Raw genomic sequence first — 23,153 nt, 5'->3', positions numbered from 1 at the left:
TACTCTCCAGTTACGATGTGCAATCATAACACGAGGTTGATAGTATTGGGCGAACCCAAAAAATCCCCGTCTGATATCATTATGAGCACAAAACAGCAACTTGAACCTGATTCCATCGGCAATTGAATCTGAAAATTTTGGTCAAAACGGGGCAACATTGCAGTTAACCTAAAATAGTAGGCTCCGAAATCGTCCTTAACTCAGGTGTTGAAATCCCTAGAGTTTCTCAAATATTAAAATTGCTAAACCCTAAAATCGATCCAACTCATGGCTAAACAGTTAAATTTTCTTTGCGGGGAAGTGATACCCACATCATTAACCAATGAAATGCAGCAATCGTACCTCGAATACGCCATGAGTGTAATTGTGGGGCGAGCGCTACCAGATGTCCGAGACGGCTTAAAACCAGTACACCGTCGCATATTATATGCCATGCACGAACTAGGGCTAACACCCGATCGCCCTTATCGTAAGTGTGCGCGGGTAGTTGGGGACGTATTAGGAAAATACCACCCCCACGGCGACCAGTCGGTATATGATGCTCTAGTGCGGTTAGTGCAAGAGTTTTCTAGTCGTTATCCGTTATTGGCGGGTCACGGTAACTTTGGTTCGGTAGATAACGACCCTCCCGCCGCCATGAGGTATACAGAGACCCGGTTAGCTGCTATTGGTAATGAGGGACTGCTTACCCAGGTAGGAGAAGCGACGGTTGATTTTACGAGTAACTTTGACAATTCCCAACAAGAACCCACAGTTCTCCCGGCGCAACTACCGTTTTTAATCCTCAATGGTAGCTCTGGTATCGCAGTAGGTATGGCGACTAATATTCCTCCCCACAATTTAGGGGAGGTAGTCGATGGCTTAATCGCTTTGATTGATCATCCCGACCTTTCCGATCAGAAGTTAATGCAACTCATTCCGGGACCGGACTTTCCCACTGGGGGGGAAATTGTGGCTACAGCAGGGATTACAGAAGCCTACACATCAGGGCGAGGTAGTATTGTCATGCGGGGGGTCGCGAAAATTGAGCAGGTACCAACGGCGGGTCGTAAACGCACTAAAAATGCGATTGTGGTGACGGAATTACCTTTTCAGGTCAACAAAGCCGGATGGATTGAAAAGGTGGCGGTTTTGGTGAATGCGGGTAAATTGGAGGGGATTTCTGATATCCGAGACGAAAGCGATCGCGAAGGGATTAGAGTGGTAATCGAACTGAAACGGGAAGCCACCCCAGAAGTGGTGCTGCATAATCTCTATCAGCACACGGATTTGATGTCGAAATTTGGGGCGATTTTCCTGGCTTTGGTCAACAGTCAACCTCGACAACTGAGCCTTAAACAAATCCTCCAGGAATTTCTAGGGTTTCGTGAACAAACTCTCCTGCGTCGCTATAGATCCGAGTTACAGATAGCGGAACGTCGCGCTTTGATGGTGGGAGGCTTACTCAAGGCTTTAGCAGCTTTGGATGAGGTGATCGAGATTTTGCGAAATGCTCCCGATGGTACTTCGGCTAAAATATCCCTAGAAACTCGTTTAGATCTGACTGGCGAGCAAGCCGATACAATTCTAGCTATGCCCCTCAGACGATTGACGCAGTTGGAAGGGCAAAAGTTGCAGCAGGAAGCGGCGGAGTTGGCGGCGCAAATCGATCGCCTGCGCCTTTTATTATCAGAGCGCGCGGAGTTATTAAAATCCCTCAAAAAGGAATTGCGATCGCTCAAACGTCGATATTCAGACCCACGTCGCACTCGCATTGTTTCTTCAGAACCCCAGGAATCTCCCTCCGTGTCTGTCCCCTCCTCTCAGGAGGTGCATCCCCCCTCAAAACCTACGAAATCCAAGATTTTACGCCCCCAATTACCGGCTGTAGAAGAGACTTTGGTCGAAATGACCCTAAAAGGATATGTGCGACGAGTGACTCCCAGCGCCCTGTCTCGTCCCCAGTCCCGTGAGGATATTACGATTGAGGCGATCGATGATTTTCCCGTAGCTTCTTATCTAACTACCACAGCGGAAACCCTGGTGATTATTAACCGCATGGGTAAGGCTTACCCCTTGAGCGTGGCTGATATCCCCAGTGTGTCTCAGAAGTCCCGTGGTGTACCTTTAATCACCTTATTATCTCCCTCCGCCACCAAAGATGCCAGTAGTCGCCCTCAAGATTTGATTGTAGCTGCATTTGCGGGGGCGGGTTTACAAAGCTCTCCCCTAAGACGGACAACTGATGGCGGAACCTCCCCCAAGAGTGCTTTTTCCCCAGAGACTGATTTAATCATGCTATCAGCAGAGGGGAAGATTAAGCGCTTCTCCGGGACTGATTTCATGGATTTGAGTGCTAGGGGGATTACGGTAATGAAACTCAAAGATAATGATGAGTTGAGTTATGCTAATCTGGCTGCTACAGGCGATCAAGTGGTTTTAGCTACCTCTGGAGGGCGGCTGTTGCGTTTGGATATTAATTCTGAGCAGATCCCGGTCATGGGAAGAACCGCTCAGGGTTCTGTGGCTACCCGACTCCGAAAAAATGAACAGTTGGTGGGCTGTATTACGCTGTCATCAACGGGTGAGTTAAACAACCAGTTTATTCTGTTGGTGTCAGAACAAGGGTATTTTAAACGGATTTCTCTACAAAGTCTCCAACGTTCCCGTCGAGGGGGAATTGGTACTCAAATGTTACAGTTTCACACCCGTGATGATGCTTGTCGGGGGTTGGCGGCGATTAGTCCCGGTGAGGTTGTCTATTGTTTAACCAGTGAAAATCGTATGGTAACTTTAGTTCCTGATGTGGTTCCGGTTTGGGGTAAGGATGGTTATGGCGATCGCATGGTGGAATTGAATTCTGGGGAACGCATTTTGTCGGTGGTTAGCCCCATTTACCGTACAACAATGGAGGGTTAATCACTGAGAGCGATCGCTTTTTCTGTCATATCTCTCCCTGTTGGGTTTCACCCGAGCCACAAAGGGCGATCGCTTTTTCCGTCATATCTCTCCCTGTTGGGTTTCACCCAAGCCACAAAGAGCGATCGCTTTTTCCGTCATATCTCTCCTCTCCCTGTTGGGTTTCACCCGAGCCACAAAGGGCGATCGCTTTTTCCGTCATATCTCTCCCTGTTGGGTGAAACCCGAGCCACAAAGGGCGATCGCTTTTTCCGTCATATCTCTCCCTGTTGGGTGAAACCCAAGCAACAAATGTTGGGTTTCACCCGAGCCACAAAGGGCGATCGCCTATTTGAGTAGGTTGGGTGGAGGTACGGAACCCAACACCACCATCTCACCCTACTAACTGAGCGGGAATCAAACGATCGCACCCGGTGGGGGTAGGCGGTTGATGATCAGATCGCTCCGAGTTATTAAAATCCCTCAAAAATGAATTGCGATCGCTTAAACCTCCATAGTCCAGTTAGTCCTTGGTACTCAGATGTTAAACTCTCCGTCATCATGATATGCTTGTCGGGGGTTAGCCTATTTGAGTAGGTTGGGTGGAGGTACGGAACCCAACACCACCATCTTTAACCCCTAATTGTTGGGTTTCACGGAGTTTCACCCAACCTACGAAGTTGAGTCTAGCCACTTCTCAGGAGCTTTCATGCTGGTTTGAGTTTTGGTTGCGGTTCTGGAGAGTTAATAATCTCAACTGTAACCTTAATTACCGTAGAACCTATAACGACAGGCACAACCACAGGCAACAAAGCTTCTGCCACCGCTCCGGCTGCAATTCCGGCAACCACAGGCAACGAGGCTTCTGCCACTCCTACTGCAATTCCAGCAACCACAGGCAACGAGGCTTTCGCCTGCAATTCCGCAACCACAGGCAACGATTCTACCGCTGCGCCTGCAATTCCGGCAACCACAGGCAACGAGGCTTCTGGCAATTCCCGCAACCACAGGCAACGATTCTACCGCTGCGCCTGCAATTCCGGCAACCACAGGCAACGAGGCTTGCTCCCACTGCAATTCCCGCAACCACAGGCAACGATTCTACCCTGCACTGCATGGCAACCACGCAACGGCTTCTGCCCACTGCAATTCCCGCAACCACAGGCAACGATTCTACCGCTGCGCCTGCAATTCCGGCAACCACAGGCAACGAGGCTTCTGCCGCTCCTACTGCAATATCTGCGACCACAGGCAAGGAGGCTTCTGCCGTTTTTGCTATAACCCACAATAAATTTAGATTGATTAAAGCCATAACAACTCCTTTTTTTTCAATAAAGAGATATCTAAACAATTGGGTTTATTGTACTATGGTTTCTGGTTCCTTTGATAGTGAATATATGTGCAGTTTAGCCAAGCCGTAGAGCGATCGCCTAGAGACTTCCCAGGAGCGATCGCTTATTTGAGTAGGTTGGGTGGAGGAACGAAACCCAACACCACCATATCTCTCCCTGTTGGGTTTCACCCAAGCCACAAAGAGCGATCGCTTTTTCCGTCATATCTCTCCCTGTTGGGTTTCACCCAAGCAACAAATGTTGGGTTTCACCCGAGCCACAAAGGGCGATCGCTTATTTGAGTAGGTTGGGTGGAGGAACGAAACCCAACACCACCATATCTCTCCCTGTTGGGTTTCACCCAAGCAACAAAGAGCGATCGCTTTTTCTGTCATATCTCTCCCTGTTGGGTTTCACCCAAGCAACAAAGGGCGATCGCTTTTTCCGTCATATCTCTCCCTGTTGGGTTTCACCCGAGCCACAAAGGGCGATCGCTTTTTCCGTCATATCTCTCCCTGTTGGGTGAAACCCAAGCAACAAATGTTGGGTTTCACCCGAGCCACAAAGGGCGATCGCCTATTTGAGTAGGTTGGGTGGAGGTACGGAACCCAACACCACCATCTCACCCTACTAACTGAGCGGGAATCAAACGATCGCACCCGGTGGGGGTAGGCGGTTGATGATCAGATCGCTCCGAGTTATTAAAATCCCTCAAAAATGAATTGCGATCGCTTAAACCTCCATAGTCCAGTTAGTCCTTGGTACTCAGATGTTAAACTCTCCGTCATCATGATATGCTTGTCGGGGGTTAGCCTATTTGAGTAGGTTGGGTGGAGGTACGGAACCCAACACCACCATCTTTAACCCCTAATTGTTGGGTTTCACGGAGTTTCACCCAACCTACGAAGTTGAGTCTAGCCACTTCTCAGGAGCTTTCATGCTGGTTTGAGTTTTGGTTGCGGTTCTGGAGAGTTAATAATCTCAACTGTAACCTTAATTACCGTAGAACCTATAACGACAGGCACAACCACAGGCAACAAAGCTTCTGCCACCGCTCCGGCTGCAATTCCGGCAACCACAGGCAACGAGGCTTCTGCCACTCCTACTGCAATTCCAGCAACCACAGGCAACGAGGCTTCTGTCGCTCCTACTGCAATTCCCGCAACCACAGGCAACGATTCTACCGCTGCGCCTGCAATTCCGGCAACCACAGGCAACGAGGCTTCTGCCGCTCCTACTGCAATTCCCGCAACCACAGGCAACGATTCTACCGCTGCACCTGCAATTCCGGCAACCACAGGCAACGAGGCTTCTGCCGCTCCCACTGCAATTCCCGCAACCACAGGCAACGATTCTACCGCTGCACCTGCAATTCCGGCAACCACAGGCAACGAGGCTTCTGCCGCTCCCACTGCAATTCCCGCAACCACAGGCAACGATTCTACCGCTGCACCTGCAATTCCGGCAACCACAGGCAACGAGGCTTCTGCCGCTCCTACTGCAATATCTGCGACCACAGGCAAGGAGGCTTCTGCCGTTTTTGCTATAACCCACAATAAATTTAGATTGATTAAAGCCATAACAACTCCTTTTTTTTCAATAAAGAGATATCTAAACAATTGGGTTTATTGTACTATGGTTTCTGGTTCCTTTGATAGTGAATATATGTGCAGTTTAGCCAAGCCGTAGAGCGATCGCCTAGAGACTTCCCAGGAGCGATCGCTTATTTGAGTAGGTTGGGTGGAGGAACGAAACCCAACACCACCATATCTCTCCCTGTTGGGTTTCACCCAAGCCACAAAGAGCGATCGCTTTTTCCGTCATATCTCTCCCTGTTGGGTTTCACCCAAGCAACAAATGTTGGGTTTCACCCGAGCCACAAAGGGCGATCGCTTATTTGAGTAGGTTGGGTGGAGGAACGAAACCCAACACCACCATATCTCTCCCTGTTGGGTTTCACCCAAGCCACAAAGAGCGATCGCTTTTTCTGTCATATCTCTCCCTGTTGGGTTTCACCCAAGCCACAAAGGGTGATCGCTTTTTCCGTCATATCTCTCCCTGTTGGGTTTCACCCGAGCCACAAAGGGCGATCGCTTTTTCCGTCATATCTCTCCCTGTTGGGTGAAACCCAAGCAACAAATGTTGGGTTTCACCCGAGCCACAAAGGGCGATCGCCTATTTGAGTAGGTTGGGTGGAGGTACGGAACCCAACACCACCATCTCACCCTACTAACTGAGCGGGAATCAAACGATCGCACCCGGTGGGGGTAGGCGGTTGATGATCAGATCGCTCCGAGTTATTAAAATCCCTCAAAAATGAATTGCGATCGCTTAAACCTCCATAGTCCAGTTAGTCCTTGGTACTCAGATGTTAAACTCTCCGTCATCATGATATGCTTGTCGGGGGTTGGCCGCGACTACTCCCCGTGAGGTTGTATATTGTTTAACCAGTGAAAATCATTAGGTAACTTTAGTTCCTGATGTGGTTCCGGTTTGGGGTAAGGATGGTTATGGCGATCGCCTGGTAGAATTGAATGCTGGGGAACCGATTTTGTCCGTGGTTAGCCCCATTCACCGTACAAAAATCGAGGGTTAATCACTATGGCGATCGTCGTTTTGGAGAATATTTATAAGCGTTTTTCCCAGGAAAATACCCCCTCGGAAACCGACCGAGATAGAGCCGTCCTTCGTAATATTAACCTCACCGTCCGTGATGGTGAATTTATGGTGTTTGTCGGACCTTCTGGCTGCGGAAAAAGTACCCTATTACGCTTGATTGCTGGCTTGGAAACTCCCACAGCCGGAAAGATTTGGATTGGCGATCGCTTAGTTAATGATTATCCTCCCAAAAACCGCGATGTCGCTATGGTATTTCAAAATTACGCCCTATATCCCCACATTAAAGTTTATGATAATTTGGCTTTTGGGTTGCGACGTACTGGCCAACCCGAAAAATTGCCTCAAAGACTAGCCGGAACTATAAAGCGATCGCTCCCTTTTCCTAATTCCTTCCGTAACCAGTCTAGTCGGGAACGTTCCATTGCGCTGCGAGTACAACAAATTGCTGAGATGTTGCAAATTGAACCCCTACTAGATCGGTTTCCCAAACAACTTTCCGGCGGTCAAAAGCAACGGGTCGCTTTAGGAAGGGCTATGGCTCGAAATCCCCAGGTTTTTCTCATGGATGAACCCTTATCTAATTTGGATGCTAGGTTACGCACCGAAATGCGATCGCAAATTGTTGACTTACAACGACAGTTAGGAACTACCACTATTTATGTTACCCACGACCAAACCGAAGCTATGACTATGGGGACTCGAATTGCTGTCCTGAATGGCGGACAAATTCAGCAAATTGACAGTCCCATGGTTTTGTATAACTCCCCCGCTAATCGTTTTGTAGCCGAGTTTATTGGCTCTAGTCCCATGAATTTTCTCACCGTTAAATTGTCTAAGTCCGGTGAGTTAATCCATCCCCATTTTCGCCTCAGTTTATCTCAGGAAACCATAGCTAATCTCACGAATTTGGCTGATCAGTCTATCGTTTTGGGCGTGCGTTCGGAACATTTAACCCTCGCAGAACCTAGCCCGAATCATCTTAATGTCAGGGTTGAACGGGTCGAATCCTTGGGACATGAAACCCTGTTATTTGCTAGGTTTACCCACCCCCCAGAAGATGGCTTACAGGTGAGGATTCCCGCAGCCATTGATGTCAGTTTGGGGGATAAAATTAACTTGGCGATCGCCTATGAAAAAGTGCATCTTTTTCACCCACAAACAGGCGATCGTCTTTGATTAACTATGTTTAATTAACTCTATAACTGCTTTTCCACAGGATATATAAGCCATACCTGGTCTCAGGGCATACCCAACAAATACTAGATATCTGTTAGGTTAACATATAGTTATATGTTCATTTAATAATAGTCTAGGGCTTCCAGATAGCCACGACAATTATAAAGTTTTACTAACAACAATTCACTCCCAGAAGCAGACGTGATAGCATTGCTGCTTAAACTTACCCAATTAGTTATTTGAGGTGAAAAAAATGCCCCTGAATAAACGGTGCATCGCCGAGTTTCTCGGTACGTTTTGGCTCGTGTTCGGAGGTTGTGGTAGTGCGGTATTAGCAGCCGAATTTCCACGGGGTGTTGATAATCCTTTTGGGATTGCCTTTATTGGTGTGGCGATCGCCTTTGGTCTCACCGTATTGACTATGGCTTATGCCATTGGTCACATTTCCGGTTGTCACCTTAACCCGGCAGTTTCCTTTGGTTTATGGGCAGCAAAACGCTTCCCAGCCTCGGATTTACTCCCCTATATTGTCGCTCAGGTTATAGGTGCGATCGTTGCCGCCGGTTTGGTCTATCTAATCGCCATAGGTCAACCAGATTTTATCCTTACTGGTACTAATCCTCTGGCTACTAATGGTTTTGGGCCTCACTCTCCCGGTGGCTTTTCCTTACTTTCGTGTTTAATCACAGAAGTAGTTCTGACATTCATGTTTTTGATGGTGATTTTGGGATCAACAGATAGCCGAGCCCCCAAGGGCTTTGCTCCTATTGCTATTGGTTTAGCCCTAACCCTAATTCACTTAATCAGCATTCCCGTGACCAACACTTCTGTTAACCCCGCTCGCAGCACAGGACCAGCCCTGTTTGCTGGCGTAGAATTGTTTAGTCAAGTGTGGTTATTCTGGTTGGCTCCCATTGTAGGAGCGATCGCCGCCGGATATGCCTATACAGCCTTATTTTCTGAAACGCCAATCGAAGAAACCCCCGCTATTGTCGAATAACTAACTATTGCGCTTCCCTCCATATACAACACGGCAAAAATTCGGGAGTTTGGTAGCTCCGTCTTTTTAAAGCGGGGCGGAAAAACGACTCGGCGGCTTTAGCCGCAATGACTATGATAGAATGGTATCGCCTTCTCTATGACCCAAATGAAAGGGGCTTAACATCCCGTGAGGGCAGACTTGCATCATGCAGAAATGTCGGCAGCAAAGACGTTTCATTGGCGAGAGACAAAAGGTGATTGAATGAAAATAAGTAAAAGGAAGCCTTCGGGCCACCTATAGAGGCGTATTTGACTTCGCCTAGGAGTCCGACTTGTCGGAAGTTCTGAAATCCCTCCGGGGAATCCCCGTCGCTTTAGCGCGGGGAGTAGTCAACACAAGGATCCTCATTGTCTTTCTGTCAATTCTGTATATACACACAAACGATAGGGACAACTATATGTTGTCCCTACTCAATTTTTCCCACTATTGCGGTTGCTGACCCGACACCACCGGAGCCGAACTTCTTAATTCCAGTTCTGGATGTTCCGACTGTACCTGTTGACAATTCCACTCATTCTTAAATAACAAAACTGGGCGACCCCAACTGTCCTTAACAGTAACAGTATTAAACAGTCTTCCCACCTTGGTTAACGCTTCCCATCCCCCTGCTACCCATCTAGCCACACTATAGGGTAACAATTCTAGGCGAGTTTCCACCCCATATTCATTCTGCATCCGAAACTGAACTACCTCAAACTGAAGTTGACCCACCGCCGCCAAAATTGGATCGCGTTTAGAATCATCCTGAGAATACATGATCTGAATTGCTCCCTCTTCCCTCAGTTCTGTAATACCCTTATTGAACTGCTTAAATTTAGACGGATTAGGATTTTTCAGATAGGCGAAAAGTTCCGGCGAAAAACAGGGAATCCCCTCATATTCCAGTTTTTGACCATTGTAGATGGTATCACCGATCGCAAATACTCCCGGATTATTTAAACCAATGACATCCCCAGGATAAGCCGCCTCAATTGACTCACGATCCTGCGCGAACAGTTTTTGCGGACGTGACAGACGCACCGTTTTTCCGGTTCTAGCATGGCTAACCGTCATGTCCTTCTCAAATCTTCCTGTACATACCCGCACAAAAGCCACGCGATCGCGATGTTTCGGGTCCATATTCGCCTGTAACTTAAACACAAACCCTGTAAACTCTGGATAATCTGGGGGAATATCCCCAATCGTGCTATTGTGGGGACCTGGTTTTAACGAATATTCTAGGAAAGCATCCAGAAACAGTTGTACCCCAAAGTTAGTCATGGCGCTACCAAAAAATACTGGGGTCATTTTCCCACTATGTACCGCCGACAGATCCAAGTCTGAACCTAAAGCGTCCAACAGTTCCAATTCTTCCTTGAGTTGATAATACAGATCCTGGTCTAATAAATCCTCAATGCGCGGATCTCCCAAATCTATCACTGTATCTACCGCTTCCCGAGAACCGTGGGCTGTCCGTTCAAATAGATGAATTTGTCCCTTATGGCGGTCAAAAACTCCTTTAAAGCGATCGCCCATACCAATTGGCCAGTTTACCGGGTAAGGGTGTAACCCCAATTCCTGCTCAATTTCATCAAGAAGTTCCAAAGGTTCCCGACCAGGGCGATCCATTTTATTAATAAACGTAAAAATAGGTAAGCCCCGCATCTTACACACCTCAAACAGCTTCCGGGTTTGAGGTTCTAAACCCTTAGCTGCATCTTCCAGCATCACCGCATTATCCGCCGCCGCCAACGTCCTATAGGTATCTTCACTGAAATCTTGGTGTCCGGGAGTATCCAGTAAGTTAATCTGAGTGTTATGATATTCAAACTGCAACACTGTTGAAGTGATGGAAATCCCCCGTTGTTGTTCCATCGCCATCCAGTCTGATGTCGCGTGACGCTGCGACCTGCGGACTTTTACTGCTCCCGCTTCGTGAATGGCTCCTCCATACAGAAGTAGTTTTTCTGTTAACGTGGTTTTTCCCGCGTCTGGGTGGGAGATAATGGCGAAATTACGGCGGCGTTGCACTTCTAGCTGTAATTCGTCCTTAATTTCTGTTGACATAGGACCTTGATAGATTTTGCCATCTCCGACGTGACATCCTCCCGTCATCGAATCAAAGATTACGACACGGGCTTCCTTACCTCACGATAAGGCATTCCTGCTTCCTTGGTCTTCCCCAGCAGTTGTTGGTACAAGTGGCCGAAACCTCCCAACAGTCTTACCCCGTTCCGACAGCTCCACAGGCATTACCACCCAGAGTACCTGGGCTATTGAATTATCATAGCAGATACAAGACTTTTCTTTCTGCATTGACAGTAGGGGCGGGTGCTTCTGTCAGCTACTACCAACACCAGCAAGACTGCTACACCCGCCCTCGGGGTGCTTCTGTCAGCTACTACCAACACCAGCAAGACTGCTACACCCGCCCACGGGGTGCTTCTGTCAGCTACTACCAACACCAGCAAGACTGCTACACCCGCCCTCGGGGTGCTTCTGTCAGCTACTACCAACACCAGCAAGACTGCTACACCCGCCCACGGGGTGCTTCTGTCAGCTACTACCAACACCAGCAAGACTGCTACACCCGCCCTCGGGGTGCTTCTGTCAGCTACTACCAACACCAGCAAGACTGCTACACCCGCCCTCGGGGTGCTTCTGTCAGCCACGAACTGCTACACCTACCCTAGCCAAATAGCTGCCCAATTTTGGGATTAATGGGTAACTGTGTGTCCAAACATTAGCTTACAGACTAATCCCTTCCTACCAAACTATAACTTTATTAACTTTTGTAACAAAATTTTAATAAATGTTGCAAAAAATTTTTTTGGGGGGAGGGGGGTTGCCTTTGGCGGCTACTTGCGCTACACTTTTAATATAATGGGATGGTTGTAAAATTTTTATTTTTGGCTATATCCAATTATTAAAGATATTGTCAATATAATAGCAGGAATGCCCTGGGTTGTCAATGCCCGCGAGGCAAAAAAGCGACCCCAATTTTTTTTTGAAAAAAAAATCAACTGGCAAAATGCGAATTTTTTGGGGGGAGGGGGGTTGCCTTTCGTGGCTACTTGCGCTATACTTTTAATATAATGGGATGGTTGTAAAATTTTTATTTTTGGCTATATCCAATTATTAAAGATATTGTCAATATAATAGCAGGAATGCCCTGGGTTGTCAATGCCCGCGAGGCAAAAAAGCGACCCCAATTTTTTTTTGAAAAAAAATCAAGATACATCAAGACCGAGGGGGTGGGACTTTAACTTCGGAAATGGAAGATTTAGGGTTTTGATCGTTGGCTTTTTGGTTCAATTCTCGGATGCGGCGAGATAGTAAGCGAATAATATTAACCGCAATACCAGGAGTCTCATCAATAGCATCATAAAGCTGCATCTGTGTGAGCATGAGACATTCACAGGGTTCTAGGGTAGTGACAGAAGCCGATCGCGGTTCAGCATCAAATAGAGACATTTCGCCAAAACAGTCTTCCTTACCCAAACGAGCCAATTCACGATCGCCATGATGAACCTTGACCTGACCAGAAACGACAATATAAAGCGATCGCCCTTCTTGTCCCTCAGTAAAAATACTTTGATTAGGGGGAAAAGACAATTCATCCATAACAGAAGCAAGACGCACCAAGAAATCATCCCTAAGTTCTTGAAAAATGGGGACTTTTCGGACAAACAATAGGCGTTGTACGCTAGTTAACATAATCAGACGAGGTAAAGCGCGAGTTAGTAAACTTGAATCCAGAGGGACTCCCCATTGCTCAAGGCATTTCGGTTTTTATGTGTACAGCTAATTCCGAGATTAATTGTTGTACTTGGTGAGCCACCAAAGGGTCTGGATCGGTTTGTAGCATTGGCAATAATTCTACCAAAGCCTGACGCGCTCCCATCTTGAGGTAAGCCAAAACAGCTTCCCGGACAAAACCTGTGGGATGTCTCAGACACATCAAAGTCTGTTCAGCGGTGAGACTCCAACTGGCGGACCGCGCTTGGTGGAAGCAACAAGCCAAAGACCAATCCGAGAGGAAATGGCGAAACTCCAGTAAACGACGAAGGCGCTCGCTAGGTGTCATTGGTTTATAGGAAATCAAAGGGGAGAGGTCCTCAATTTTTTGGACAATAGAGTGATTATCCAAAATGCCAATCAAGGCTCGTTTACGGGAAATATCAACAGTATTATCCAAGATTTCCAACCCACGAGCAATATTTCCCTGTTGTCCAGAGCGAATATTGAAAGCCGCCGCCTGAATAGATCCGAGGGAGTAAAGGAACTTCATCAGCAGAAAACAGCGGTCTATGGCATCAGATTCAAGATTACGGAGCGCGCGACAGAGCATTTCTAGGGGGGAAGCGACCTCAAGGGAGACAGTAGAAGGTAAGATAGGAGCTGTAGGTTTTTCAGGTTCGAGGTCTAAAAGAGTGCTATAGATTTGACCAATAAACATCAACTCCTGTTCAATTAACGTTTCCACCCCATTACGTCCAATGCGGTCTAAAGTTCTTTCAATCCCCGCATCATCGGGAATTTTCAGGAGAATGCGGAGAATATTACGTCGGGTGGTTCCCCAGGAAATTAACAGATTATCAATGAGAGTATCTAAGGCTTCTGGCGTACCAATTTCTCCCAAAGCAGACCAAGCCTGAAGTCTGACCAAATCTGATTTATAGATATCCGTTGCTATTCTCATTAATAGAGGAATAGCCTCATTTCCCAATCGGACTAAGGCCATTCTTGCTGCTTCTCTGGTAGAACGGTAGGAAACGGCTTTTAATAGGGAGCCATAGTATTCTTCCATCTTAGTAGCCGCAATGACTTCCAAGACCGAACAGCGGACCCTGAGAGATTCATCAGCGAGGAGGTCATTAAGATAAACTCGCAACCCTTGCAGATAATCAGCATCACCCAGAGCCCGGACTCCCATCACCCGTTCGGGTTCTTGATTAGAGACGATCATGCGGCGGATAGTATTAGTAGCCGCCGCTTTTTGTTCGCGATCGCCACGACGCATAATCAAGGCTGCGGCTGTTCCCCGTACCACCGGATCGACCCTTGGTTGTAGGTAAGGTTTCAACTGATTAATATCTGGGTTAGATTCAGTTAACCAGATATAGCGTAGTGCCAAAGCCAAAACTTCAGGAGGTAGACTGCTACGAGATAGGGATCTAATCGCCTCTAAATGAGCGGGATTAGGATAATCTAGCATCAGTTCTAGGGCTTGACGCTGAAGATTCGGGGACATAATCTCCAGTAGTGGAACCAGAGTATCCCCGACATTTTTAGGATCAAGTTGGCTGAGTAATTCAATACAGGAACGCTTATCAGCTTCTGGGGTTGGCTGTTTCAACTCATCGACCACCGATCGCTTGAGGCTACGCATATCAATATCTGTAGTTCCCAGGCGACCGCGTTCAGCACTACGGACTAGAAGTCTTACATATTGGGAGCGAATTTTCCAGACCACCCACAACCAGACAAAAGCCAACAAAATAATAGTTACGACAAAAATCAGACTTTGGTCTTGCAGGAAAATACCTTCTGGGACACCATCGGGTAAAAATAGGTTAATCAGCCACAGCAACAGCAAAATCCCGATACCACTCAAACCCGTTGACAGGGGTTCAAAGACACCATTAACCAGGGTCTGAATATCACTCCTAATATTTTCTGGTAGGGGTTGAAATAGAACCGTCCCGGTAGTTTCGATGAGAGTGTAGTGGAACAGTTCATCTAAAAATCTGAGAATCAAAAACCCTATAAATATGGTAAATAAACCCGTAGCCCCCCCTATCAAGGAAAACAGGCCCAAGGCGACTACCCCCACAGGAAGGATAGATGCTGTACCAAACACGCCTATTTTTTCGACCAAGCGACTGGAAGCAAACCACTGAGTGGCTACTTGGAAGGTACTCAAAACCCCCTCAAATAGTCCCAGGAAGCTAACAATCCAACTAGCGCCACCGATACTACGGTATTCTAATTGACTGAAAAACTGGAAATCGACCATGACATAGACGACTTCAGCCATGACGAAAAATAGCACCAAGGGAATGACATAGCCTTGTAGGGGACCTTTGAGGCTACGGGTACTAAATTCGGGGAGTTCGTCTTCGGGGGTCCACCGGGAAGAATCTGGGAAAGACTGTTCATATCTTTGGGACAGATAAAATAAAACACCTGCACCCACGAGAACCATAGTCCCAGATACTAGGGTGACATTGTTTAATCCTACAAATCTCAGCAATAGAGGTAGGGAGAAACCGCTAACCACCCCAGCCACCAGATAACCACTACTGATAATGGGATAGGTGCGCTTGATCTCCCGAATGTTAAAAAGTTGATTAGAGGTAATGGAGGTATTGAGATCGTTGAGAAGATAACAAGCCTCAACCCACAGCCACATGACAAATAGGGTAACAAACTGAAGACTTAATCCCAAGAACCTGAAATTTTCTATTCTCAAACCAAAACGAAATAGAAACAGGGGGATTGCCATCAGTAGTAAAATCAGAACAATCACCCGGCGCAGGGGTAAAAAGGTCTGTAACCGAGAGTAAACTACACCCAAACTAGACCCGATCCCAGCACTAGCAATATAAATCCAAGGCAGTTTTTCTGCCCCATATTGATCAATAAATAGGCCGACGGTACTTAGTTCTAACCAAATCAGTCCGATGGATGAAAAAGTATAAACTGCGAACATTAATAAGGTTCGCTCTACTTCTTCTGGGCGGAGATTTAGACCGCGTAGCACACCCTGTCCCACTCCTGCGGGTTCACCAATTCGCTTTTCCATCCCGTATTGAGACCCCTCAATGTTATCTGAAAACACCTGATAGCCACTTTGGCCGCCTCTCTTTATAGGGCGGATGTAGCGGCTAGGGCAAATTTATTCGCCTACCTACTATTGCTATCTTTTCATTGGTATCCTATAATAGCATAAGGTTGTTAGAGTGAGCAATGATTGTATACGAGTTCGCCCATCAAAGCTAAACCATCTCAGTACCAAGCTATAGACGAGGCTATTCGCACATCTCAGTTTATCCAAAACAAATGTTGGCGCTATTGGATGGATAATAAAGGGGGGGGTAAATATGACCTAAATAAATATTGTGCTGTCTTAGCGGCTGAGTTTCCTTTTGCCAAGGAATTGAACTCGATGGCTAGACAATCAGTGGCTGAACGCGCTTGGTTTGCTATTTCTCGGTTCTACGATAACTGTCAGAAAAAAGTTAAAGCCTTGACTTCGCTGAGTGTTAAGGGTAAAAAAGGTTTTCCTAAGTTCAAAAAACATAGTCGCTCTGTTGAATATAAAACTAGCGGATGGCAACTTTCGGAAACCAGAAAAGCTATTACCTTTTCTGACAAAAAAGGTATCGGGACTCTGAAATTAAAGGGAACCTGGGACCTGAACTACTACGACATCACACAAATTAAGCGAGTAAGATTAGTCCGCCAGGCTGATGGATACTATGCTCAATTTGCGATCGCTGTAGATGCTGTAGATGCTATGGTAGAGAAGTCTGTGCGAGATGTTTAGGAGTGAAATAAGGCTGCAATGCCTGAAATAACCTCCTAGAGGGAGTTAGACCTTCGACAAGTCTACCCCTTAACTGTATATATGTCCCGACGCTTAGAAGTCGTGACTCTAAGCAAGGCAGGGAACTCAGGGTCAATCCCATTTTAAGAAATCACAAAGTACCGTCCAAGTATACTTAGGAGGAGTATTTAACCCACTTGGGGTGATTATGGGAAAGAGTAAAGGCGATAGCCACCCCCAGTTTTAGGATTCACAACCCTAGGATTGAAGCGGGGAACGGAAGGCGTGATGTAGAACATACTACTATATGCGACCACTGCCAACCATCCATGATTAGGGAAACCGAATGTCTGGCCTGAACCATCGTAATTACCAAGCAGCGAAATATGTTGACACGCTGCGCTCAAAAGAGCAAGGGGAAAAGTAGGAGTTTAGACTTACTACCTACAAAGACCTTTAAAATTACCCCGGTGGATAGGACAAATCTAAAGATGGAATGCCCATATATACGGAACGTTGAAACCCCTATTGGGCTCTCTACGAGTACATCTCGTAGAGTAGTGAAAAGTGTAAGCGTATGGTGCGAGACGTTCGGGTATGAAATAGGGCTGAAATGCCCGAAATAACTACCCGGTGAGGATTCCAGCTCCGAATCTGGATATAAGGAGACCTCTCCTGACCATCCTCATAACTGGTTATATGTCCCGACGCTTAGGGAACTAAGCAAGGCAGGGAACTCAAGGTCATAAACGAACTGAGAAATCAGGGAGTAGAGAGTAACGGCGATAGCCACCCCCAGTTTTGGAAATCATAACTCCAGGATTGAAGCGGGGAACGGAAGGCGTGAGGTAGAACCTACTACCAAGACGCGACCACTGCCAACCATCTATGATTAGCAAGACCGAATGTCCGACTTGAACCATCGTAATACACTAGCAGCGAAATAGGTTGACACGCTGCGCTCAAAAGGGCAAGGGGAAAAGTAGGGGGTTCGTGCGACTACCTACACAGACCTTTAAAAGTACCCCGGCGGAGAGGACAAATCTAACGATGGAATGCCCATATAATCGGAACGTTGTAACCCCTCTAATGCTCTGCCTATAAACCAGTGAGTAATGCTATTCACAAGGCAGTAGTGAAAAATGTAAGCGCATGCTTAGAGGGTGAAGGATGTGACCAGAAGCTAAAGCCCAATTGTCATGGTTGGGATATGCCCACAGGTCACGGTGTGGATATAGATACTGCGGTCAGTAAGAGTATAATGGCGAGGACGAGTTTAAAGACTACGTGGTGCATATAGCTCTGAACATCGAAGTAGAAAGCAGGTCTCTTGATTCTGCTCCTTTGACAAATAGGGTATCCACACCAGGAGCCGTGTGATGGGAAACTATCAAGCACGGTTCTGAATGGGAGAGGGTGAAGGTGACTTCACTCTCGACCCCTAACCCCATAAGGGGAAGGGATGTGACTGAAAGCTAATGCCTAACTGTAATGGTTGGGATATGCCCACTAGTCACGGTGTGGATATAGAGACTGCGATAAGTAGGAGTACTTATGACCAGAGCGAGTTTAAAGACTACGTAGTGTATATAGCTCCCAAAGTTGAAGTCATAAAGCAGGGGGTAGTAACCCTGTTCCTACTGACAATAGGGTATCCACATCAGGAGCCGTGTGATGTGAAAGTATCAAGCACGGTTTTGTATGGGAGTTGGGGAAGGCGACTTCCCTTTCGACCCCTACCAAAAAGTACAGTTACGCTCAAAAGAAAGCCAGACCAAAACCATCTAAAAACTATCACAAAGCTATAAATAGATATGCTCGTAAGCATTTAAGAGTAAGTAGGCAGCGAAAAGAATATTGCAAGAGATTAGCATATTCCGTTATCCAATCTACAGACTTGAATGTGAAAGGGCTGGCAAGAAATCGAAAACTAGCTAAATCTATTTCTGATGCAGGTTGGTCTACTTTTCGCAGTTGGCTAGAGTATTTTGGTGTGAAATATGGCAAGGTGACGGTAGCTGCAGAGCCTCGCTATACCAGCCAAGAATGCTCAAACTGGGGTCAATGAGTCAAGAAAACCCTATGAGAAAGAACACATAATGTGTTCGCACTGTGGGTATGTAGCCGACCGTGATGTTAATGTGGCAGCGAATATCCGGAAACGCGGACTAGCTAAGGCGGGGCACGCCGGAACTTACGCTTGGGGAGATTGGCTCTCTTGGGCTGTTGGTGTAAACCTGCGGTCTAATGGCGAGTAGCGCGAACCAAGAATCCCCGTCTCTTTAGAACGGGGAGTGTCAACTCTTTTCTAAATTATCAGTTATGGGGGGGGGAACTGGGGTTACTGGTTTATCATAACTGTAGCAGCAACAGGTTTGATAAATGACAATGGCCCGCAATTCCTAAGTCTCAGCTAGTTGTTTTTTTGGGAGCCAACAGCATCATCATGCTCCGTCCCTCTTGTTTGGGGGACTGTTGAACTTCTGCGTGTTCTTCTAGGTCTACTGCCATACGTTTTAGCAGCTCCCGGGCCAGGTTGCTATGCTGAATTTCTCGACCCCGGAACATGATTGTGGCTTTGACCTTATCGCCGGATTTAAGGAAGCGCTTGGCTTGATTCACACGCACCTGATAGTCGTGATCATCAATTTTGTAACGCATCTTAACTTCTTTGACATCGGCGGTATGCTGCTTTTTACGAGCTTCCCGAACTTTCTTTTCCTGTTCATATTTGAACTTCCCATAATCCATAATCCGGCATACGGGAGGGTCAGCTTTATCGCTAACCAGAACTAGGTCTAGTTCCTTTTCCTGAGCTAGTTTCATGGCTTCCCTGGGAGTCATGATCCCTAGCTGACCGCCTTCGGTATCGATCAGGCGAATCTTAGGAAAGCGGATATTGTCGTTGATTTGAGGTAAGTTGCGATTTCTTTTTGATTCTATCACAGGCATTACAGGAATTTTAAGTTAATGAGGTTAACGAATGTCTCGAAAATTGTGGGTCGCACTAACCGAACATTGTACTGATTTCCCATATCAATAGGCTTGACATTTAATCTAAACTTTAGGGACCCTAGTATTTTAGGGGTAACTTTCAAGTTATGTTGCACTCAGGACGACGGTTAGATGGATTTACCAGACTTGCACAAACAGATGGGCTTTCAGCGTGATTGGATTTGGAGGGGTTGGAGAGTTCGCTATACTTTTCTGCGTTGGCAGCACCCTAAAGAGGCTAAATCGCCTATTTTTGAGGTTCAAGACCCACTCGGGAGCAACTCTCCTGTTCCTTTAATTTTCCTTCACGGCTTTGGTGCATCTATCGGCCACTGGAGACACAATTTGTCGGTCTTCAGTCATTCGCACCCAGTTTATGCTTTGGACTTATTGGGGTTTGGTGGTTCTGAAAAGGCGATCGCTCCATATAATGTTTCCCTCTGGACCGAATTGGTGCATGACTTTTGGCAAACTTTTATCCGCCGTCCGACCATCTGGGTGGGAAACTCTATTGGTTCTCTAATCGCCTTAGCAACTGTTGCTCAATATCCCAAAACCGCTAAAGGTTTGGTTATGCTCAGTTTACCCGATCCCGCCGCTCAAGCGGACTTATTACCTGGGTGGATGGTTCCCCCAGTTGAGTTAATCCAAAGTTTGGTTGCTTCCCCTATTATATTACGTCCCATATTCTATCTAGTGAGACAACCATCTGTCATCAGTCGTTGGGTTAAATTAGCCTATCACAATCCTGATGCAGTTACAGAGGAACTGATACATATTCTATCTACTCCACCCCAAGAACGAGGGGCAGCTAGGGCTTTTACTATTCTGTTTCGGATTATGGGGAGTTCTAAACTCGGCCCTGCTGTACGCAGTCTATTTCCCCAGGTGCAGGTTCCCATATTACTACTCTGGGGAAAACAGGATCGACTGATTCCCCTGAAACTGGCTAAACCTCACCTCTACCTAAAATATAATCCCCACATCAAGTTAGTAGAACTGGAGGGCGCGGGTCACTGCCCCCATGATGAATGTCCCGAACGGGTGAACCGGGAAATTTTCGACTGGATTAAAAGTTGCTTAGGGGAAACTCTAACTCTACCCTAACGCCGAACTCGTCACTGATATCGTCAGTCGTCCAGAGCTGTATCAATTTTCTGGCGGATTTGTTGATAATCCTGATGATTGAGGGCATACAACGGGGCTAATCCAATCCCCGCTGCGCTGTGAGACCAAGCTAGAAGACGCCAGTTCCCTAACCTGGGAGAAGGGTCAAATTCTGGAAAATCCGGTCAGTTGCACGCCAGGGGTTAGAATTGAGGCAGAAACTGAATTTTTCCGGATCCAGGAGACAGCCAGAAAACTCGCGCTAAGTTAATGAAGTCGAATTAACCGCCCGGGGGCGGCATCAGTCAACACATAGAGATGACCATCAGGACTTTCCCGAACATCCCGCACACGCTGACCGATCGCGATCGCTCGTTGGTCTATCACCTCACCGGACTCATTTAATTGGATATGATGCACGGATTGGGATACCAAACCCCCAGCAAACAAATCGCCCCCATGCACGGCTAACCCGGACGGAGCGATCGCTGGTGTCCAAACGATATGGGGGTCAACCATATCTGGATGGGTTTGGCGATCGGAAATCTGCCCCCCCGTATATTCCCGACTATGGGTTACAAGAGGCCAGCCGTAATTTTTCCCCCCTTTAATCAGATTTAACTCATCCCCACCAAGCGCCCCATGTTCCGTAGACCAAACGTGACCCCGTTGGGAATCAATCGCCAACCCCTGAATATTCCGATGACCATAACTCCAAATAGCAGGGTCACTATCAGGGTCTCCCTGCCAAGGATTATCACCGGGAATTGAGCCATCGTCATTCAGGCGTACAATCTTACCCAAATGACTCTCTCGATTTTGAGCCTGTAAGCGAATCAGTTCCCCGTCGAGTTCCACCGGTGGATTTCCCCCATCACCAATCGCCACCAGCAGAGTATCATCGGGTAACCACACGATGCGCGAACCAAAGTGTTGTCCTCCCCGCTTCAAAGGAACAGCTTGGAAAATCACCTCGACATTCTCTAGGCTGTTTCCCCTTAACTCCCCTCTACCCACTGCCACCCCATTGGCTTCGGGCGTTCCTTGGGAATAGGTGAAATAAATCAATGAATTTTCCTCAAACCGGGGATGAACGGCAATATCGAGTAAACCTCCCTGATTCAGGACTAAGATTTCTGGCAACCCAGCTACAGGAGTAGGGTCGAGAACCCCATCGCGCACTATCCGTAAGCGTCCTGGTCGCTCAGTAATCAGCATTGTCCCATCAGGAAGCCACGCTAATCCCCAGGGATGTTCCAAATTCTCCACTACTGTGGTTTGTTCCCACTCCCGATTCAGAGGGATAGATGCACCAGACTCAACCTCGGTGGATAGGATTTGTCCTATAGGGTTTTCCGGTTGGGTTTCTACTCCGGTTGGTGTTGCACAAGCCATCAAGAGCAAACTTCCTAGCAAACTGCCAGCAATGGGAGTAAGGAGTTGAATCATCTTGAATCTCATGGGGCCTTGGTCACGGTCAACTGTTAACTATGCACTATTATTGATTTAGATAGCTGCGAAGAACTCTTTAGACTTAACTGGGTCGGGGTTCATGGTTTTATCTCCTGGCTTCCAACCTGCGGGACAAACTTCGCCGGGGTTAGCTTGCACATATTGGATCGCTTGTAAGGTCCGTAGGGTTTCGTCTACATTACGACCGAAGGCGAGGTTATTGATAGTGGCGTGTTGAATAATGCCATCTTTGTCAATAATGAACAGACCCCGCAGTGCAATTCCGGCTTCTGGGTCAAGCACATTGTAGGCGGCGCTGATTTCTTTTTTAATGTCAGACACTAGGGGATAGTTGAGGTCGCCAACTCCACCGGACTGGCGATCGCTTTGAATCCAAGCTAGGTGAGAAAATTCGCTATCGACAGAAACCCCTAAGATTTGGGTGTTAATGGCTGAAAATTCTTCAGCGCGATCGCTAAATGCGGTAATTTCTGTCGGACAGACAAAAGTAAAGTCCAGGGGATAAAAGAACAGAACAACGTATTTACCCCGATATTCAGATAACTTAATAGTTTTGAACTCTTGGTCAATAACCGCTGTGGCGGTAAAATCCGGGGCTGCTAAACCAACGCGAATACACTCACTTGTCATGGGTCAATCTCCTAATTCCTCTGAAAACCCAGTTTTTTATGGCTGAGTTTACCATTTGTTATGCTTGCATCATCCTGATCATACTATAATTGACCGCCAGATATTTCCGCCGGCGCGTTGGTTAGAGGCCCCGGTTTATGGGGGGCCTGGCTCAAAGGGTCCCATGTGTTTTTGTGTAGGACCCTAGGTTAAATCAGTTCAATAAATGGCTCTGGCGGGATTTGAACCTGCGACCTTGGGCTTATGAGTCCCCTGCTCTAACCACTGAGCTACAGAGCCTTGTTCTTCAACAATTTATAATCCTAGCACCTTTTCCCCATATATGGCAAGCTATCGCCCAAAAAATTTTCAACCTGTTAAGGGGGGGGAACAG

The 23,153-nt window shown here is 47.1% G+C and carries 22 protein-coding genes and 1 tRNA gene; 12 read left to right on the top strand and 11 right to left on the bottom strand.

The window, feature by feature from the left end:
* Positions 1-267: 267 nt before the first annotated feature.
* A complete protein-coding gene (locus tag HFV01_RS06770; RefSeq protein ID WP_193520932.1) occupies positions 268-2,898 on the top strand; it encodes a DNA gyrase/topoisomerase IV subunit A in 2,631 nt (876 codons plus the stop codon).
* Positions 2,899-2,938: 40 nt separating this feature from the next.
* Positions 2,939-3,175: a hypothetical protein gene (locus HFV01_RS06765; protein ID WP_193520931.1), complete on the top strand. Its 237-nt coding sequence runs from the start codon at positions 2,939-2,941 to the stop codon at positions 3,173-3,175.
* A 409-nt stretch (positions 3,176-3,584) separates the two neighbouring features.
* On the opposite strand, the gene HFV01_RS06760 is transcribed toward HFV01_RS06765, so the two are convergent.
* Positions 3,585-3,872 (bottom strand): hypothetical protein, encoded by a 288-nt coding sequence (locus HFV01_RS06760; RefSeq protein ID WP_193520930.1) that lies wholly within the window; start codon positions 3,870-3,872, stop codon positions 3,585-3,587.
* A 404-nt stretch (positions 3,873-4,276) separates the two neighbouring features.
* Here HFV01_RS06760 and HFV01_RS06755 point away from each other — a divergent pair, with 404 nt between their 5' ends.
* Both HFV01_RS06755 and HFV01_RS06750 read left to right on the top strand, forming a co-directional pair.
* Positions 4,277-4,510: a hypothetical protein gene (locus HFV01_RS06755; RefSeq protein WP_190593788.1), complete on the top strand. Its 234-nt coding sequence runs from the start codon at positions 4,277-4,279 to the stop codon at positions 4,508-4,510.
* Between the two features lie 9 nt (positions 4,511-4,519).
* On the top strand, positions 4,520-4,792 hold the full coding sequence (locus HFV01_RS06750) for a hypothetical protein (RefSeq protein ID WP_193521357.1): 273 nt from the start codon (positions 4,520-4,522) through the stop codon (positions 4,790-4,792).
* 351 nt (positions 4,793-5,143) lie between these two features.
* Here the strand turns inward: HFV01_RS06750 and HFV01_RS06745 are convergent, their stop codons facing one another.
* On the bottom strand, positions 5,144-5,788 hold the full coding sequence (locus HFV01_RS06745; protein ID WP_006668440.1) for a hypothetical protein: 645 nt from the start codon (positions 5,786-5,788) through the stop codon (positions 5,144-5,146).
* Between the two features lie 87 nt (positions 5,789-5,875).
* Here HFV01_RS06745 and HFV01_RS06740 point away from each other — a divergent pair, with 87 nt between their 5' ends.
* The 4 genes from HFV01_RS06740 to aqpZ all read left to right on the top strand — a co-directional run bounded on the left by HFV01_RS06740 (position 5,876) and on the right by aqpZ (position 9,003).
* Complete coding sequence (locus HFV01_RS06740) at positions 5,876-6,109, top strand: hypothetical protein (RefSeq protein WP_190593788.1); 234 nt, start codon at positions 5,876-5,878, stop codon at positions 6,107-6,109.
* A gap of 9 nt (positions 6,110-6,118) precedes the next feature.
* On the top strand, positions 6,119-6,391 hold the full coding sequence (locus HFV01_RS06735) for a hypothetical protein (protein WP_150105303.1): 273 nt from the start codon (positions 6,119-6,121) through the stop codon (positions 6,389-6,391).
* A gap of 418 nt (positions 6,392-6,809) precedes the next feature.
* On the top strand, positions 6,810-8,003 hold the full coding sequence (locus HFV01_RS06730; RefSeq protein WP_006624339.1) for an ABC transporter ATP-binding protein: 1,194 nt from the start codon (positions 6,810-6,812) through the stop codon (positions 8,001-8,003).
* A gap of 253 nt (positions 8,004-8,256) precedes the next feature.
* Positions 8,257-9,003: an aquaporin Z gene (gene aqpZ / locus HFV01_RS06725; RefSeq protein WP_006624338.1), complete on the top strand. Its 747-nt coding sequence runs from the start codon at positions 8,257-8,259 to the stop codon at positions 9,001-9,003.
* Between the two features lie 465 nt (positions 9,004-9,468).
* Here aqpZ and HFV01_RS06720 read toward each other — a convergent pair whose 3' ends face one another.
* The gene (locus HFV01_RS06720) at positions 9,469-11,091 is read right to left on the bottom strand and encodes a peptide chain release factor 3 (protein WP_035760108.1); all 1,623 of its coding nucleotides are present in this window, start codon (positions 11,089-11,091) and stop codon (positions 9,469-9,471) included.
* Positions 11,092-11,225: 134 nt separating this feature from the next.
* Here HFV01_RS06720 and HFV01_RS06715 point away from each other — a divergent pair, with 134 nt between their 5' ends.
* Positions 11,226-11,717 (top strand): hypothetical protein, encoded by a 492-nt coding sequence (locus tag HFV01_RS06715; RefSeq protein ID WP_193520929.1) that lies wholly within the window; start codon positions 11,226-11,228, stop codon positions 11,715-11,717.
* 547 nt (positions 11,718-12,264) lie between these two features.
* On the opposite strand, the gene HFV01_RS06710 is transcribed toward HFV01_RS06715, so the two are convergent.
* Together HFV01_RS06710 and HFV01_RS06705 are read right to left on the bottom strand one after the other, a co-directional pair.
* Entirely contained in the window at positions 12,265-12,741 is a 477-nt protein-coding gene (locus HFV01_RS06710) for a Crp/Fnr family transcriptional regulator (protein WP_006624335.1), read from the bottom strand.
* A gap of 58 nt (positions 12,742-12,799) precedes the next feature.
* A complete protein-coding gene (locus HFV01_RS06705) occupies positions 12,800-15,832 on the bottom strand; it encodes a HEAT repeat domain-containing protein (RefSeq protein WP_006668437.1) in 3,033 nt (1,010 codons plus the stop codon).
* Between the two features lie 168 nt (positions 15,833-16,000).
* Between HFV01_RS06705 and HFV01_RS06700 the strand changes: the two genes are divergently transcribed.
* A complete protein-coding gene (locus HFV01_RS06700) occupies positions 16,001-16,576 on the top strand; it encodes a hypothetical protein (protein WP_006624333.1) in 576 nt (191 codons plus the stop codon).
* A gap of 206 nt (positions 16,577-16,782) precedes the next feature.
* Here HFV01_RS06700 and HFV01_RS06695 read toward each other — a convergent pair whose 3' ends face one another.
* Both HFV01_RS06695 and HFV01_RS06690 read right to left on the bottom strand, forming a co-directional pair.
* Positions 16,783-16,983, bottom strand: coding sequence for a hypothetical protein (locus HFV01_RS06695; RefSeq protein WP_150105301.1), 201 nt, complete (start codon positions 16,981-16,983; stop codon positions 16,783-16,785).
* A gap of 336 nt (positions 16,984-17,319) precedes the next feature.
* The gene (locus HFV01_RS06690; RefSeq protein WP_006625930.1) at positions 17,320-17,499 is read right to left on the bottom strand and encodes a hypothetical protein; all 180 of its coding nucleotides are present in this window, start codon (positions 17,497-17,499) and stop codon (positions 17,320-17,322) included.
* Between the two features lie 980 nt (positions 17,500-18,479).
* On the opposite strand from HFV01_RS06690, the gene HFV01_RS31635 reads away from it, so the two are divergent.
* Positions 18,480-18,644, top strand: a complete 165-nt coding sequence (locus tag HFV01_RS31635; RefSeq protein ID WP_315640501.1) for a zinc ribbon domain-containing protein — start codon at positions 18,480-18,482, stop codon at positions 18,642-18,644.
* Positions 18,645-18,985: 341 nt separating this feature from the next.
* Here HFV01_RS31635 and infC read toward each other — a convergent pair whose 3' ends face one another.
* A complete protein-coding gene (gene infC, locus HFV01_RS06675; RefSeq protein WP_006624331.1) occupies positions 18,986-19,528 on the bottom strand; it encodes a translation initiation factor IF-3 in 543 nt (180 codons plus the stop codon).
* A gap of 174 nt (positions 19,529-19,702) precedes the next feature.
* Here infC and HFV01_RS06670 point away from each other — a divergent pair, with 174 nt between their 5' ends.
* Entirely contained in the window at positions 19,703-20,677 is a 975-nt protein-coding gene (locus HFV01_RS06670; protein ID WP_006624330.1) for an alpha/beta fold hydrolase, read from the top strand.
* Positions 20,678-20,944: 267 nt separating this feature from the next.
* On the opposite strand, the gene HFV01_RS06665 is transcribed toward HFV01_RS06670, so the two are convergent.
* The 3 genes from HFV01_RS06665 to HFV01_RS06655 all read right to left on the bottom strand — a co-directional run bounded on the left by HFV01_RS06665 (position 20,945) and on the right by HFV01_RS06655 (position 23,059).
* Positions 20,945-22,126 (bottom strand): PQQ-dependent sugar dehydrogenase, encoded by a 1,182-nt coding sequence (locus HFV01_RS06665; RefSeq protein ID WP_006624329.1) that lies wholly within the window; start codon positions 22,124-22,126, stop codon positions 20,945-20,947.
* 57 nt (positions 22,127-22,183) lie between these two features.
* Complete coding sequence (locus tag HFV01_RS06660; protein WP_006624328.1) at positions 22,184-22,780, bottom strand: peroxiredoxin; 597 nt, start codon at positions 22,778-22,780, stop codon at positions 22,184-22,186.
* Positions 22,781-22,986: 206 nt separating this feature from the next.
* Positions 22,987-23,059 (bottom strand) — tRNA-Met (locus tag HFV01_RS06655).
* Between the last annotated feature and the right edge of the window lie 94 nt (positions 23,060-23,153).

The organism is Limnospira fusiformis SAG 85.79 (assembly GCF_012516315.1).
GTDB lineage: Bacteria > Cyanobacteriota > Cyanobacteriia > Cyanobacteriales > Microcoleaceae > Limnospira > Limnospira fusiformis.
This window is presented reverse-complemented; position numbering and strand designations above follow the sequence as displayed.